Genomic DNA, 13,099 nt, shown 5'->3' with positions numbered 1-13,099 from the left:
CCCATGCCCATTCCTTTTGCAGAGGCCCACAGTCACCAGGCTTCCCTGGTGGCTGCCGATCTTGGTAGTCACCCAGAACAAGGCCTATCCGAACTGGAGGCAAAGCAGCGGCTGCTCAGCTACGGCGCAAACGCCCTGGAAGCAGGCGGTGGTCCGCCTGTCTGGCGCCGATTTTTAGGGCAATTTCACGATCCCCTTCTGTACACGCTCCTGGTGGTGGGAGCGATCAAGTTGCTGCTGCACGAGCCGGGCGAAGCGCTGGTTATCTGGAGCGTCACCCTGATCAACGCCACCATTGGGTACATCCAGGAAAGCAAGGCCGAAACGGCCATTGCCGCCCTGGCCCGTTCGGTGCGCACCGAGGTGGAAGTGGTCCGCGAAGGCCGGCGCCAAAGGCTGGTCTCGGAGCAGCTGGTGCCCGGGGATCTGGTGTGCCTGGAGGCCGGCAACAAGGTGCCCGCAGATCTGCGCCTGCTCCAAACCCGCAACCTGCAGCTCGATGAATCGAGCCTTACAGGGGAATCCCTGCCTGCCGCTAAAAACAGCGAGGCCGTTGCAGCGGCAAGCCCCCTGGCAGAGCGGGTGGGTATGGCTTACGCCGGCTGCTTCGTGAGTGGCGGCCAAGGGCAGGGAGTGGTGGTGGCCACCGGCGCCACCACCGAAGTCGGTCAGATCTCCGACTCCCTGCAGAAGCAGGTGAACCTCAGTACCCCCCTGACCCGCAAGATTCGCCGCTTCAGCCAAACCCTGCTGCAGGTGGTGCTGGTGCTGGCCGGGCTCACCTTCCTGGTGGGAATCCTGCGGGGCCGCGGTGCAGCCGAAATGTTCGATGGCGCCGTGGCCCTGGCCGTGGGGGCCATCCCGGAGGAGTTGCCGGCGATCGTGACCATCACCCTGGCTATCGGCGTCAACCGCATGGCCCTTCGCAACGCCATCATCCGCAAGCTGCCGGCCGTAGAGGCCCTAGGCAGCACCACGGTGATCTGCTCCGACAAGACCGGCACCCTCACCCAAAACCGGATGACGGTGCAGGAGATCTACGCCGGCGGCGCCCTGGTCCCCCTCGAGGCGCTGGGGCCGGGCAATGAAGCAGCCGCCAACGTGGCCTTACACGAAACCTTGCTGGCGGGGCTGCTCTGCAACGATGCCCGGCCTAGTCAACGCGACGGGCTGGTGGGCGACCCCACCGAAACGGCCCTACTGCAGGCAGCCCAAACCGCAGGCCTGGACAGGCAGCTGGCCCTTGAGGCCCATCCGCGCCGCGATGCGATTCCATTCGAATCGGAGCAGCAGTACATGGCCACCCTGCACGGCGGCAACCGGATCTTGATTAAGGGCTCGGCTGAAGCGGTGCTGGCCCGCTGCAGCCGCCAACTCAGGCCAGATGGCCAAGCCGAACCCCTCGACGTCGTCGCCATCGAAGCGGCGGTAACAGCCATGGCCGTACGGGGCCAGCGGGTGCTGGCCTTTGCGATCGGCAGTAGCGGCAATCAAGCTCAGCAGCTGCACCCCGAGCTGGTCGAGGGCGGCCTGGATTTTCTGGGTTTACAAGGCATGCTCGATCCGCCGCGGCCGGAGGCAGTGGCCGCCGTGGCCGCCTGCCAGCAGGCAGGTGTGACCGTAAAAATGATCACGGGCGACCACCTAGAGACCGCCCGCACCATCGCCCTCCAGCTGGGGCTGGGTAAAAACGGCAGGGTCCGTGCCATTGAGGGCCGCGACCTGGATCAGCGCAGCGACGACGAGCTGAGCCAAATCGCCAGGGACAGCGACGTATTTGCCCGGGTGGCACCGGCCCAGAAGCTGGCCCTGGTGCGAGCGCTGCAGCGCCAAGGGGAAGTGGTGGCGATGACTGGCGATGGCGTCAATGACGCACCGGCGCTTAAGCAGGCCGACATCGGTATCGCCATGGGCCGAGGCGGCACCGAGGTGGCGCGGGAGGCGGCCGACATGCTGCTCACCGACGACAACTTCGCCACCATCGAAGCGGCCGTGGAAGAGGGCCGGGTGGTCTACCTCAACCTGCGCAAAGCCCTGGCTTTTGTGTTGCCGGTGAATGGCAGCGCCTCAATGACGATCCTGCTGGGGGCGGTCCTGGGCCTGGAACTTCCAGTCACAGCCCTGCAGGTGCTGTGGCTGAACATGGTTTGCTCCCTCAGCCTGTCGGTACCACTGGCCTTTGAGCCGCGGCCGCCCGGGCTGATGCGGCAGCCGCCGCGGCCACCGGCCCAGCCCCTGCTCAACCGCGGCTTGGTGCGCAAGGTGCTGCTGGTGTCGGTTTTCTACTGGTGCTTCATCTTCGGGGTATTCCTCTGGGCCCGCTCCCACGGCAGCAATCTGGCCCAAGCGCGCACGATGGCAATCCAGGCCCTGGTGCTGGCCCAGATCGCCTATCTGGTGAGCATCAGCCAAGCCAGCAAAATGGGATGGCGCCACTGGCACCAATCCCCCTGGCTTGCGGCTGGCATCGCCTTAGCGGTGGTGCTGCAGCTGAGCTTTAGCCAGCTGGGCTGGATGAACCGCTTCTTCGCCACCGCCCCCCTAGAGCCCCAGCAGTGGCTGGTGTGCGGCATCGCCCTACTGGTAATGGTGCCTGTGGCCTGGCTGGCGGAGCGCCTAGACAGCTAACCCTTAGTAGCGCTAGTGCTTGATGCCAGGAATGCCGAGCCCGCCGATCATGGCCTTTGCGACAGGCGAACTAGCTGCTGGGTGCAGTGCTCCACGAGCACCGGCAGATCGGTCTGGATCGCACCCCAGACCACGCGGTCGCTCACCTTCAGGTATTCGTGGGTGAGCAGGTTCCGAAAGTCGATGATCTGCCTTCCTTCCGGAATAGCGGCGAAAGCTCTGGATTTCGCTGAGCGATCACTTTGAGGGCTTCGCCGATAACGGTGAATTCCCGTTCCACGGCAGAGCGGATCAGGCGGGTAGCTGTGTACGTGGCTTCGTCGATGGACCCGGTGGCCTCCTGGATGGCTGCCGCCGCCTCCTGGATGTCGCTCAGGTAGGCACTGGGATCACGCTTCGACATAGATCTGGCGCTTGCTGGCTTCGATCGACTGCCGGATGTAGGGGTTGCGCACGGCATCCGCCATAACCAGATCAACTTGAGAGGCCAGGCTCTGCCGAAGGTCGTTGAGCAAGGCGAAGTAGTTCTTGTAAAGACTGGAGGCGTCGAGCGGCTGGAATTCCACCAGCAGGTCGATATCGCTCTCCCCTGGCCGGTAGTCCGGCCTGAGCACCGAGCCAAACGCATGTAGCCGGGCCACGTGGTGGCGCTTGCAGGCTGCGGCAATGGCGTCGAGTTGGGGCTGGGGGAAGAGGACGCTCATAGATCCATTGTGCTCAGAACTGCTGGGCGGCGACTAGCTGCAGCTCACCCCCGGGGCTCTTTGTCCCCAGACTGAGTCGCTAGAGAATCATCCGAACCTGGAACATTGCGCCCCTAAAGATTAAAAATGCGCGATGCCGGGTTCGAACCAGCGACATCCTGCTTGTAAGGCAGGCGCTCTACCGCTGAGCTAATCGCGCGCCATAGGCAAAATACACCCCATGGCTCAGGCCCCACTTCAACGCAAGCTGCGCTGGCAACTTGAGGCCCTCGGGGTGCGGCTGCTGCTGCTGGCGCTGCGGGGGCGCTCCCACCGCAGCATGGGCCGCGGCATTGCCCAAGCCCACCGACTAGCCAGGCCCTTGCTGCGGCGCCGCCACACCACGGCGATCGCCAACCTGACGCGGGTGTATGGCGAGCAGCTCAGCCAGGGAGAGCGTGAGGCCATCGCCGAGCAGTCGATCAACAGCTTTTTTCTCTCCTGCCTCGAATCGATCATCCAACCGGTTGACGCCTCCTTGATCAGCGCCGAGGGGGAGGGGCTCGACGAACTGTTGCGGCTGCATCGCCAAGGCCAGGGGGTGATCGTGGGATCGCTGCACCTGGGTTGCTGGGATCTGGGGCTGCGCTGGCTAAGCGAACAGCTCGACACCCCGTCTGTCGTTTATCGCCCCGCCCGCAACCCCTACAGCGACGTGCTGCTGAACCGGGCCCGCCAGGCCAACAGCTACTGCAACTGGATACCCCAGGCTGATGCCAGATCGATGTTGCGCTGCCTGCACCGCGGCGGCAGCCTCGTTGTGATGACCGACCTTTACAGCCGCAGCAGGGAAGTGCAGGTCGACTTCCTCGGCCTGAGCACCAACTTCGTCAAAGGGCCAGCGGCCCTTGCGCAGAAATCGGGTTGCCCCCTGTTTCCCGTGGCCCATGTGCGGGAAGCCAACGGCCGCTTTCGGTTGAGCGTTGGTGCACCGCTGTGGCCCGGCCAGGGTGCCGCCGCCCTGAGCGACCAGCTTGCCGCCGTAGCCCGCTGGCACGAACTCCTGATCCAGGCCTATCCGGAGCAGTATTACTGGATCAACCGGCGCTGGCGAACGGGCGATGGCAGCGGTGAGCGGCTGCGGCCCATCGGCCCACCCGGGCGCTGATCGATGGCCAGCGGCCGCAGCCACGACCGAGCCACCTGGCTCCTGAGCCTGCCCTTTGGGCTGCTGTGGTGGCCCTGGCTGGGTTTGGCAGGGGTAAGCGTGGCCGGCCTGAGCTTTCTGCTGGGTGGCCTGCTGCTCTCCCCCGACCTCGACACCCGCTCCAACCCCACCCGCCGCTGGGGACCGTTACGGCTGCTCTGGTGGCCCTACCGCAACCTGCTGCGCCATCGCTCCCTGCTCTCCCACAGTCCCCTGCTGGGCACCAGCGGGCGCCTGGCCTACCTGGCAGCGCTGCTGCTGCTGAGCTGCTTGCTGCTGCAACCCCTCGGTGGGCCAGCACCCCAGCAGCTCCTGGCTACCGCCCAGGCGCTCTGGCAGGGCCAGCGTCCGCTGCTGCTGGCCGCCCTGGTGGGACTGGAGGCCAGCAGCTGGCTGCACCTGATCCAAGATGGCGACCCGATGCCGCGCCTACCCCGCCTGCTGCGCCGCCGCCGCCGATGACCTCCCAGACCCCAGCCCACCTTGAGGCCCTAGCTGAGCTGATCGCCGTGGTGGCTCGCCTACGCGACCCCGAGGGCGGCTGCTCCTGGGATCTGGCACAAACCCACGCCTCCCTGGTGCCCTACGTGCTGGAGGAGGCCCACGAAGTGGCCGATGCCATCCGCCATGGCGACGACCAGCACCTGGCCGAGGAGCTGGGCGACCTACTGCTGCAGGTGGTGCTTCACGCCCAGATCGCCAGCGAGGCAGGCAGCTTTGATCTGGCCCAGATCGCTGCAGGCATCAGCGCCAAGCTGGTGCGCCGCCATCCCCATGTGTTCGGAGGTGGCGAGCCGGCCAGCTGGGAGGAGATCAAGGCCGCCGAGAAACCCCAACCCGCCTCCACCAGCCCCCTCAGCGATCGGCTGGCCGGCAAGGTGCGGGGCCAGCCCGCCCTAGCCGGCGCCATGACGATCTCCAAGCAAGCTGCCGCGGCCGGCTTCGAGTGGGACGACATGGCAGGGGTGTGGGCGAAGGTGCACGAGGAACTCGACGAGCTCAAAGAAGCTGTGGCCTCAGGGGATCGCCGCCATGCCCAGGAGGAGCTGGGCGACGTGCTGTTCACCCTGGTGAATGTGGCCCGCTGGTGCGGCATCGAACCGGAAGCCGGGCTGGCAGGCACCAACCGCCGCTTCCTCGATCGCTTCTCCCGGGTGGAGACAGCCCTAGATGGCGACCTCAAGGGCCGCAGCATCGGCGAGCTCGAAGGCCTCTGGCAGCAGGCCAAGGCCAAAATCCGGGCTGAAAACACGCCAACGCCAGGTCCCTGATCCTTGAGCGCAACAGCCTCGCAAGTTCCGTACAACCTGTACAGATTTAGGGACAGCCAGCCAACAACTCAATCCTCCGGCTGAGGACGCGCCCCCCTCTGCCCCTTGATGGCGCCGCGCTGCTTCTTGGCCGCCAGACGCCGCTGCACTGAACCGCGGGTAGGCCGAGTTGCCCGGCGCGGCGGCGGCGGCGGCTTAATCGCCTCCAGCAGCAATTCCACCAAGCGCCGCTGGGCCGCCACCCGGTTTTGCCATTGGGAGCGATGCTCACTAGCCGCAATCACCACACAACCTTCCACCAGCTTTCCCTCCAGTCGCCCCAGGGCCCGGGCCTTGATCGTGGGCGGCAGGGCAGCGGAGGCCGCCAGATCAAACACCAGCTCCACCCGTGAATCGGTGGTGTTCACGTTTTGGCCGCCGGGGCCGGAGGAGCGCGAAAAACGCCAGGCCAGCTCGGCGGCGCCGATCACCAGCGCTGGGGTCAGCCGCAGATCCGCCGTGGGGCGCAGGGGAGCCATGGATTCAGGGGAGCCCTGGAATCAGCCTGTCACGGCCAACACACCGGCGATGCGCAAGGCTGGAGCCTGCGAAATTTTGGCCATGGGCTGGATCGACGAGGTCTTCGACGGCGTGCGCTACGGCCTGGAAGGCACGGTGGTCGCCGAACAAGATTCAGCCTTCCAGAAGGTGACGATCATCGACAGCCAGCGCTACGGCAAGGGCCTGCTGCTCGATGGCTGCTGGATGACGGCCGAGCGCCAGGAGCGCCACTACCACGAGGCGATCGTGCATCCGGCCCTGTGCGGCGCCGCCAGCATCGAGCGGGTGCTGGTGATCGGCGGCGGTGATGGCGGCACCGCCCGCGAATGCCTGCGCCACGCTGGCGTGCAGCACCTCGACCTGGTGGAGATCGACGGCCTGGTGGTGGAGTGGAGCCAGCAGCACCTGCCCAGCATCGGCGGCGGCTGCTGGAGTGATCCCCGCTTCCACCTCACCGTCGGCGATGGCATCGCCTGGGCCGCCAATGCCGCCGATGCCAGCTACGACGTAGTCATCGTGGACGGCTCCGACCCGGCTGGCCCGGCCGAGGGCCTGTTCAACCGGGCCTTCTTTGAGCACTGCCGCCGCATCCTCAAGCCAGGCGGTGTGTTCGCTACCCAGAGCGAATCGCCCGAGGCCTTCCGAGCGGTGCATATCGACACCGTGCGCCTGATCCGCGAGGTGTTTGGCCACGCCGATCCGATGTATGGCTGGGTGCCCATGTATCCGAGCGGCTGGTGGAGCTGGACGTTCGCCGCCACAGACGGCCGCCGGTATCTGCAGCCGGATCCCGCCCGCGCCGCGGCCGTCGACTGTGGCTGTGAGATCTGGAGTCCCCGCTGGCAGCGCGGCGCCTTCGACGCCATCCCCGCCGCCATCGAGCGAGAGCTGGGCTGATGTTTGACACCGATTTGTTTGACACGGATTTATTTGACACCGACGGCGCCATCTACATGGCCAGCCAGCGCGATCCGGCCGGCTGCCGGGTGGGCCTATTTGGCGTGCCCTACGACGGCACCACCTCCTTCCGCCCCGGCACCCGCTTCGGGCCGGCGGCAATCCGCGAGGTGAGCAGCGGCCTGGAGAGCTACTGCCCCCAGCTCGATCGCGACCTAGAAGACCTGGCCTTCGCCGATCTCGGCGCCGTTGATATCCCCTTTGGCGCCCCTGAGCCAGTAGTGGCGGCTGTGAAGGCGGCCACAGAAGCCGTGCTGGCCCTTGGTCTCAAGCCGCTGATGCTGGGCGGCGAACACTCGATCAGCTCCGGCGCCGTGGCGGCCGTGGCGGCCCAGCACCCGGAGCTGGTGCTGGTGCAGCTCGATGCTCACGCCGACCTTCGCCACGAGTGGCTGGGCGCGCAGCACAGCCACGCCTGCGCCATGCGCCGCTGCCTGGAGGTGCTGCCCAGCCAGCAGCTGCTGCAGATCGCCATCCGTAGCGGCAGCCGCGAGGAATTTTCCGAGCTGCGGCAGTCGGGCCGGCTAGTGGCGATCGAGCAGATGGCCGAGGCGCTCAAGCCCCTGCGGGGCAAGCCGCTTTATCTCACAGTGGATCTCGATTGGTTTGATCCGGCGGTGATGGCCGGCACCGGCACACCGGAGCCCGGCGGCTTCCTTTGGGGTGATTTCGCGGCACTCGTGGAGGAGCTGCGCCACCACAACCTGGTGGCCGCCGATGTGGTGGAGCTGGCGCCGATGCTGGATGCCACCGGCGTGAGCAGCGTGCTGGCCGCCAAGGTGGTGCGCAGCCTGCTGTTTCTGCTGGATCAATAGCAGCAGGTGCCGCTGGTGCGCTGCTCGCGCAGGCGCTCGTGCTGCTGGCTGATCAGCAGCACCGCCAGAGTCGGATGGTTGTGCAGCAAGTTGAGGAAGCGCAGGCGATCTAGCCGCAGGATCTCAACAGGGGTACGGGCCACGGCTTCGTTGCGATAAATGCCGTCGCGCCAAAGGATGTCCTGATAGCTGAACAGCTCGCCGGGGCGGTAGCAAAGCTTCTCGCCGCTCTCGCCGATCACTTCGATGATGCCGCGGCGCACCCCATAAATCGAATCGGCCCGAGAGCCCCTGGAAAACACCTTGGAGCCGGTGGGCAGAGTGAGAACCTCGCAATCCACCTGAGCCGCCATCAGCTCCAGCGGGGTCGTGATCGCCACCGAAGCCACCATGCCCCATACCCCCTAATCGAAACCAGAATCCCTTAATACAGCTCTGCCGCCCAAGGCCGCTAGCCATGGCGAGCACAAAAGCCGAATAAGCCCCGAATCCAGGCCAAATTACAGATTTTCTTCAGCTTTTGCCAAAAGCTGATTCAAGACTGAGCTGCTGGTTCGGCTGGGCTGGTGTCCCCCCAGCAACTGCCTCCGCGCTGATCGCAGGCAGCCGCGGCGGCCGGGCCGTCCAGTGGTGGCACCACAGCTCCAGGGCCAATTCGGGATGAATCGGCAGCTGGCGCAGCTGACACCAGCCGAATTCAGCGCCACTGGGTGGGGCGCAATGGCGGCAGCTGCGGCAGCAAGGGCGCTGACCCATCCAAAGGAGTGATCTGGTCTCTCAAGGTATGGACGTTTCGTCAAAGTGGTAGCGAATACAGCGAATCTTCCAGGTTCCTTATTGATTCCGCAGGCCTGCATAGGATCCGGCCATGGGTTTAAAACGCACCCCCCTGTTTGAAGCCGCCCAAGCTGCTGGTGGCCGGATGGTGCCCTTTGCCGGCTGGGAGATGGCAGTGCAATTTGAGGGCTTTGTGGCAGAGCACCAGTCCGTGCGGCGCCGCTGCGGCATCTTCGACATCTCCCACATGGGGGTGCTGACCCTGCGGGGCGCAGGCGCCAAAGAAGCCCTGCAGTCTCTGGTGCCCACCGACCTGTTTCGCATTGGCCCCGGCGAGGCCTGCTACACGGTGCTGCTCAACGAGCGGGGCGGCATCCGCGACGATCTGATCGTTTACGACAGGGGCTGGCAGGCAAATGGCCAGTGCCACGAACTGCTGCTCGTGATCAATGCCGCCTGCGCCGCAGCCGACACCGCCTGGATTTGCAGCCAGCTAGAGCCCCTTGGCATCCGTGTTGAAGATCGCAAGGGTGATGGCGTGCTGCTGGCCCTGCAGGGCCCGGAGGCGGCCGCCCGGCTAGAGGAGTTGGCGGGTACCGACCTGAGCGGCCTGCCCCGCTTCGGCCACCGGGAGCTGAAACTGGCTGGCGTCAGCGCCTTTGTGGGCCGCACTGGTTACACCGGCGAAGACGGCTTCGAGCTGCTGCTGAACCGGCCAGACGGCCTGCTCCTGTGGGACAAATTGCTGGCCAGCGGCGTCAGCCCCTGCGGCCTCGGCGCCCGCGACACCCTGCGCCTGGAAGCCGCCATGCACCTCTACGGCCACGAGCTGGACGAGCACACCACACCCCTGGAGGCCGGCCTGGGCTGGCTGGTGCACCTGGAAATGCCCAAAGCCTTCATTGGCCGCGAAGTGCTGGAGCGCCAGAGCGCCGCGGGAGTCCAGCGGCGCCTGGTGGGATTGAAGCTGCAGGGCCGCGCCATCGCCCGCCATGGCTACCCGGTGTTGGCGGCCGGGGCTCCAGTGGCTAGTGAGCCGGTGGGGCAAATCACAAGCGGCAGCTGGTCACCCAGCCTCGAAGAAGCGATCGCCCTGGCCTACGTACCAGCGAGCGCCGCCAAGCTGGGCACCGAGCTGGCGGTGCAGATTCGCAGCAAGGCCGAGCCAGCGCTGGTGGTGAGGCGTCCCTTCTATCAGCGCTGACGCGGGAACAGCCCGGCGCTGACGCCACCGGGTGGGACAATCGCCCATTCACTCCGGATCTCAGCATGCGCAGCCACGGATGCGGCGACCTGCGTCACGACGCCAGCGGCCAGGCCGTGCAGCTCTGCGGCTGGGTAGACCGATGTCGTGACCACGGCGGCGTGATTTTTGTCGACCTGCGCGACAGCAGCGGCAGCGTGCAGATCACTGTCGATCCCGACAATGGCGCCGAGATGTTCGCCATAGCGGAGCACCTGCGCAACGAAACGGTGATTCAGGTGGCAGGCAAGGTGCGGGAGCGACCCGCCGATGCCATCAACGACCGACTAGCCACCGGCCGCATCGAAGTGCTGGCCAGCGCCATCACCGTGCTCAACGCCGTGAAGGGCAACCTGCCTTTCCCCGTGTCGGTGCACGACGAAGAGAACACCCGCGAAGAGCTGCGGCTGCGCCACCGCTACCTCGACCTGCGCCGCGAGCGCATGAACAGCAACCTGCGCCTGCGCCACCGCACCGTGCAGGCGATGCGCCGCTTCCTGGAAGACCAGGGCTTTATCGAGGTGGAAACGCCGGTGCTGACCCGCTCCACCCCCGAGGGCGCCCGCGACTACCTGGTGCCCAGCCGGGTCTGCGGTGGTGAGTGGTTTGCCCTACCCCAATCGCCCCAGCTGTTTAAGCAGCTGCTGATGGTGGGCGGCCTGGAGCGCTACTACCAGATGGCCCGCTGCTTCCGCGACGAAGATCTGCGCGCCGATCGCCAGCCGGAATTCACCCAGCTGGACATCGAAATGAGCTTCATGGACCAGGAGCAGATCCTGGAGCTCAACGAGGCCCTGATCGCCTCGATCTGGAAGGCCGTGAAAGGGGTGGAGTTGCCCCGTCCCTTCCCGCGGCTCAGCTGGCATGAGGCCATGGCCCGCTACGGCACCGATCGCCCCGACACCCGCTATGGCCTGGAGCTCACCGATGTCTCCGACCTGGTGGCCGGCATGGGCTTCAAGGTATTCAGCGGCGCAGTGGCCGCCGGCGGCTCCGTGAAGTGCATCGCCGTGCCTGGTGGCAACGACGCCATTAGCAACGTGCGCATCAAGCCCGGCGGCGATGTGTTTTCCGAGGCTCAGAAGGCTGGGGCAGGCGGCCTGGCCTTCATCCGGGTGCGCGAGGGCGGCGAGATCGACACGATCGGCGCCATCAAGGACAACCTCTCTGAGGCCACGAAGGCGGAACTGCTGGAGCGCACCGGTGCCAGCCCCGGCACCCTGCTGCTGTTCGGCGCCGGCGACACCGCCACGGTGAATAAGGCCCTCGATCGGGTGCGCCAATTTCTGGCCCGCGAGCTCGGCCTGGTGCCGGCCGACCGAGACAACGACCAGTGGAATTTCCTCTGGGTGGTGGATTTTCCGATGTTTGAGTTCAACGCCGGCGAAAACCGCCTCGAGGCCCTGCACCACCCCTTCTGCGCCCCCAACGCAGACGACCTTGGGGCAGACCCCGCCGCCTGGGCCACCACCCTGCCCACGGCCCGCGCCCAGGCCTACGACCTAGTGCTCAACGGCCTCGAGCTAGGCGGCGGCTCGCTGCGCATTCATGATTCGGCCCTGCAGCGCCAGGTGCTGCAAACCATTGGTCTGCCCCTGAAGGAGGCCAACCAGCAATTCGGCTTCCTGATGGACGCCCTCGACATGGGTGCCCCACCCCACGGCGGCCTGGCCTACGGCGTAGATCGGATCGTGATGCTGCTGGCGGGTGAGGAGTCGATCCGCGACACGATCGCCTTCCCCAAGACCCAGCAGGCCCGCTGCCTGATGACCGGCGCCCCTGGCGGTGTGGCCACCAAACAACTCGACGAGCTGCATGTGGCCAGCACCTGGGTTGAGGAAGACGACAGCTGAAGCCCAAAGACACAACTGAAAGCCAAAACTGAAAAATAAAACTGAAAACCAAAACCCAAAGCCAAAACAAAACGGGGCATTTGGCGCCGCAGCTGCCCAGCGCAGCAACGGTGAAGCACCACTTATGCATTGGGCGTGCCCCACACCCCCACCAGCACCGATCCGGTGCGGCTTTATCTGCAGGACATCGGTCGGGTGGACCTGCTTACCCAGGAGCAGGAGCTCATCCTGGCCCGGCTGGTGCAGCGGCGAGAACAGCTACTGCGCCAGGGCGAACCGGACAAAGACGAACCGGGCGCAGGTGAACTGGACGAAGTGGCCGCCAAAGAGCGACGACTGGCCCTGCACCGAGGCAAAAGGGCCAAGGAGCGGATGATCCAGGCCAATCTGCGCCTGGTGGTGTCAGTGGCCAAGAAGTACCAGCGCCGGGGCATGGACCTGCTGGATCTGGTGCAGGAGGGCACCTTGGGACTGGAGCGGGCCGTGGAGCGCTTTGACCCGACCCGGGGGTTTCGCTTCAGCACCTACGCCTACTGGTGGATTCGCCAGGGCATCACCCGGGCCCTTGCCAGCCAGAGCCGCACGATCCGGCTGCCGGTGCACATCACCGAGAAGCTCAACCGCATTAAACGGGCCCAGGGTGAACTCAGCGCCCGGCTAGGCCGCCTGCCCTGCGTGGCTGAAATCGCCCAGGAGCTGAATCTCAGCGAAGCGCTGATCCGCGAAATGCTGCTGCAGCTGCCCAAACCCGTCTCCCTGGAGGCCCGGGTGGGCAAGGAGCACGAAATGCAGCTCGGCGACCTGCTGGAAGACGGCCACGGCACACCTGAGCAGGAACTCGCCCGCGAGCAGCTGCACAACGACCTCGAGGCCCTGCTTGAAGACCTGAGCAGCCGCGAAGCCGAGGTGATCCGTCAACGCTTCGGGCTAATAGACGACACTCCCCGCAGCCTGACTGAGATCGGCGCTGCCATGCAGCTCTCCCGGGAGCGGGTGCGGCAGATCGAATCCCGGGCCCTGCTGAAACTGCGCCAACCCCAGAACCGCTGCCGCGTGAAGGATTATCTGGGCAGCCTCGACTAAACCAGCCCATCCGGGCTAAAACGAAGTCACTACGGATAAGTT

General features: G+C 65.9%; 15 protein-coding genes and 1 tRNA gene. 9 read left to right on the top strand and 7 right to left on the bottom strand.

Annotated features, from left to right (window positions below):
- Window positions 1–3 precede the first annotated feature (3 nt).
- Window positions 4–2,628, top strand: a complete 2,625-nt coding sequence (locus KBY73_RS01940) for an HAD-IC family P-type ATPase (RefSeq protein WP_254935408.1) — start codon at window positions 4–6, stop codon at window positions 2,626–2,628.
- Between the two features lie 47 nt (window positions 2,629–2,675).
- On the opposite strand, the gene KBY73_RS15110 is transcribed toward KBY73_RS01940, so the two are convergent.
- The 4 genes from KBY73_RS15110 to KBY73_RS01925 all read right to left on the bottom strand — a co-directional run bounded on the left by KBY73_RS15110 (window position 2,676) and on the right by KBY73_RS01925 (window position 3,531).
- The gene (locus tag KBY73_RS15110) at window positions 2,676–2,774 is read right to left on the bottom strand and encodes a hypothetical protein (protein WP_396096412.1); all 99 of its coding nucleotides are present in this window, start codon (window positions 2,772–2,774) and stop codon (window positions 2,676–2,678) included.
- A 2-nt stretch (window positions 2,775–2,776) separates the two neighbouring features.
- Entirely contained in the window at window positions 2,777–3,031 is a 255-nt protein-coding gene (locus tag KBY73_RS01935; protein ID WP_254935407.1) for a HepT-like ribonuclease domain-containing protein, read from the bottom strand.
- On the bottom strand, window positions 3,018–3,332 hold the full coding sequence (locus KBY73_RS01930) for a nucleotidyltransferase family protein (protein WP_254935406.1): 315 nt from the start codon (window positions 3,330–3,332) through the stop codon (window positions 3,018–3,020). The genes KBY73_RS01935 and KBY73_RS01930 overlap by 14 nt, the downstream gene beginning before the upstream one ends.
- 127 nt (window positions 3,333–3,459) lie before the next feature.
- Window positions 3,460–3,531 (bottom strand) — tRNA-Val (locus tag KBY73_RS01925).
- A 21-nt stretch (window positions 3,532–3,552) separates the two neighbouring features.
- Here KBY73_RS01925 and KBY73_RS01920 point away from each other — a divergent pair.
- Genes KBY73_RS01920 through mazG form a run of 3 tightly spaced genes read left to right on the top strand, consistent with a single transcriptional unit; the run spans window position 3,553 to window position 5,789 of the window.
- Window positions 3,553–4,479 carry a lysophospholipid acyltransferase family protein gene (locus tag KBY73_RS01920; protein WP_254935405.1) on the top strand — a complete coding sequence of 309 codons (927 nt, stop codon included), beginning with the start codon at window positions 3,553–3,555 and terminating at the stop codon, window positions 4,477–4,479.
- 3 nt (window positions 4,480–4,482) lie between these two features.
- The gene (locus KBY73_RS01915) at window positions 4,483–4,980 is read left to right on the top strand and encodes a DUF2227 family putative metal-binding protein (protein ID WP_254935404.1); all 498 of its coding nucleotides are present in this window, start codon (window positions 4,483–4,485) and stop codon (window positions 4,978–4,980) included.
- Window positions 4,977–5,789 (top strand): nucleoside triphosphate pyrophosphohydrolase, encoded by an 813-nt coding sequence (gene mazG / locus KBY73_RS01910; RefSeq protein WP_254935403.1) that lies wholly within the window; start codon window positions 4,977–4,979, stop codon window positions 5,787–5,789. Before KBY73_RS01915 ends, mazG begins: the two co-directional genes overlap by 4 nt.
- A gap of 68 nt (window positions 5,790–5,857) precedes the next feature.
- On the opposite strand, the gene arfB is transcribed toward mazG, so the two are convergent.
- Complete coding sequence (gene arfB / locus KBY73_RS01905; RefSeq protein WP_254935402.1) at window positions 5,858–6,307, bottom strand: alternative ribosome rescue aminoacyl-tRNA hydrolase ArfB; 450 nt, start codon at window positions 6,305–6,307, stop codon at window positions 5,858–5,860.
- Window positions 6,308–6,356: 49 nt separating this feature from the next.
- Here arfB and speE point away from each other — a divergent pair, with 49 nt between their 5' ends.
- Both speE and speB read left to right on the top strand, forming a co-directional pair.
- Window positions 6,357–7,226 (top strand): polyamine aminopropyltransferase, encoded by an 870-nt coding sequence (gene speE / locus KBY73_RS01900; protein WP_396096482.1) that lies wholly within the window; start codon window positions 6,357–6,359, stop codon window positions 7,224–7,226.
- Entirely contained in the window at window positions 7,226–8,101 is an 876-nt protein-coding gene (gene speB / locus KBY73_RS01895) for an agmatinase (protein WP_254935401.1), read from the top strand. Before speE ends, speB begins: the two co-directional genes overlap by 1 nt.
- Here speB and KBY73_RS01890 read toward each other — a convergent pair.
- Together KBY73_RS01890 and KBY73_RS01885 are read right to left on the bottom strand one after the other, a co-directional pair.
- Window positions 8,095–8,481 (bottom strand): cyclic nucleotide-binding domain-containing protein, encoded by a 387-nt coding sequence (locus KBY73_RS01890; protein ID WP_254935400.1) that lies wholly within the window; start codon window positions 8,479–8,481, stop codon window positions 8,095–8,097. The two genes, speB and KBY73_RS01890, sit on opposite strands and share 7 nt — an antisense overlap.
- A 133-nt stretch (window positions 8,482–8,614) precedes the next feature.
- Window positions 8,615–8,857, bottom strand: a complete 243-nt coding sequence (locus KBY73_RS01885) for a hypothetical protein (RefSeq protein WP_254935399.1) — start codon at window positions 8,855–8,857, stop codon at window positions 8,615–8,617.
- A 112-nt stretch (window positions 8,858–8,969) separates the two neighbouring features.
- On the opposite strand from KBY73_RS01885, the gene gcvT reads away from it, so the two are divergent.
- From gcvT to KBY73_RS01870, 3 genes are all read left to right on the top strand, one after another.
- Window positions 8,970–10,082: a glycine cleavage system aminomethyltransferase GcvT gene (gene gcvT / locus KBY73_RS01880; protein WP_254935398.1), complete on the top strand. Its 1,113-nt coding sequence runs from the start codon at window positions 8,970–8,972 to the stop codon at window positions 10,080–10,082.
- 65 nt (window positions 10,083–10,147) lie between these two features.
- Window positions 10,148–11,974, top strand: a complete 1,827-nt coding sequence (gene aspS, locus KBY73_RS01875) for an aspartate--tRNA ligase (protein ID WP_254935397.1) — start codon at window positions 10,148–10,150, stop codon at window positions 11,972–11,974.
- A gap of 135 nt (window positions 11,975–12,109) precedes the next feature.
- Window positions 12,110–13,057 carry an RNA polymerase sigma factor, RpoD/SigA family gene (locus KBY73_RS01870; protein WP_254935396.1) on the top strand — a complete coding sequence of 316 codons (948 nt, stop codon included), beginning with the start codon at window positions 12,110–12,112 and terminating at the stop codon, window positions 13,055–13,057.
- Window positions 13,058–13,099: the final 42 nt, after the last annotated feature.

It is taken from the genome of Cyanobium sp. Tous-M-B4, from assembly GCF_024345395.1.
Lineage (GTDB): Bacteria > Cyanobacteriota > Cyanobacteriia > PCC-6307 > Cyanobiaceae > Cyanobium_A.
Note: the sequence above shows the minus strand (reverse complement) of the source record. Positions and strands in the feature narration are given on the sequence as shown.

What these genes read in the sequence shown, in the direction of transcription:
- KBY73_RS01915 (WP_254935404.1), top strand. Translation starts at nt 4,483, where the DNA reads ATGGCCAGCGGCCGCAGCCACGACCGAGCCACCTGGCTCCTGAGCCTG.
- aspS (WP_254935397.1), top strand. Translation starts at nt 10,148, where the DNA reads ATGCGCAGCCACGGATGCGGCGACCTGCGTCACGACGCCAGCGGCCAG.
- KBY73_RS01940 (WP_254935408.1), top strand. Translation starts at nt 4, where the DNA reads ATGCCCATTCCTTTTGCAGAGGCCCACAGTCACCAGGCTTCCCTGGTG.
- mazG (WP_254935403.1), top strand. Translation starts at nt 4,977, where the DNA reads ATGACCTCCCAGACCCCAGCCCACCTTGAGGCCCTAGCTGAGCTGATC.
- speB (WP_254935401.1), top strand. Translation starts at nt 7,226, where the DNA reads ATGTTTGACACCGATTTGTTTGACACGGATTTATTTGACACCGACGGC.
- KBY73_RS01930 (WP_254935406.1), bottom strand. Translation starts at nt 3,332, where the DNA reads ATGAGCGTCCTCTTCCCCCAGCCCCAACTCGACGCCATTGCCGCAGCC.
- gcvT (WP_254935398.1), top strand. Translation starts at nt 8,970, where the DNA reads ATGGGTTTAAAACGCACCCCCCTGTTTGAAGCCGCCCAAGCTGCTGGT.
- KBY73_RS01885 (WP_254935399.1), bottom strand. Translation starts at nt 8,857, where the DNA reads ATGGGTCAGCGCCCTTGCTGCCGCAGCTGCCGCCATTGCGCCCCACCC.
- speE (WP_396096482.1), top strand. Translation starts at nt 6,357, where the DNA reads ATGCGCAAGGCTGGAGCCTGCGAAATTTTGGCCATGGGCTGGATCGAC.
- arfB (WP_254935402.1), bottom strand. Translation starts at nt 6,307, where the DNA reads ATGGCTCCCCTGCGCCCCACGGCGGATCTGCGGCTGACCCCAGCGCTG.
- KBY73_RS01935 (WP_254935407.1), bottom strand. Translation starts at nt 3,031, where the DNA reads ATGTCGAAGCGTGATCCCAGTGCCTACCTGAGCGACATCCAGGAGGCG.
- KBY73_RS01920 (WP_254935405.1), top strand. Translation starts at nt 3,553, where the DNA reads ATGGCTCAGGCCCCACTTCAACGCAAGCTGCGCTGGCAACTTGAGGCC.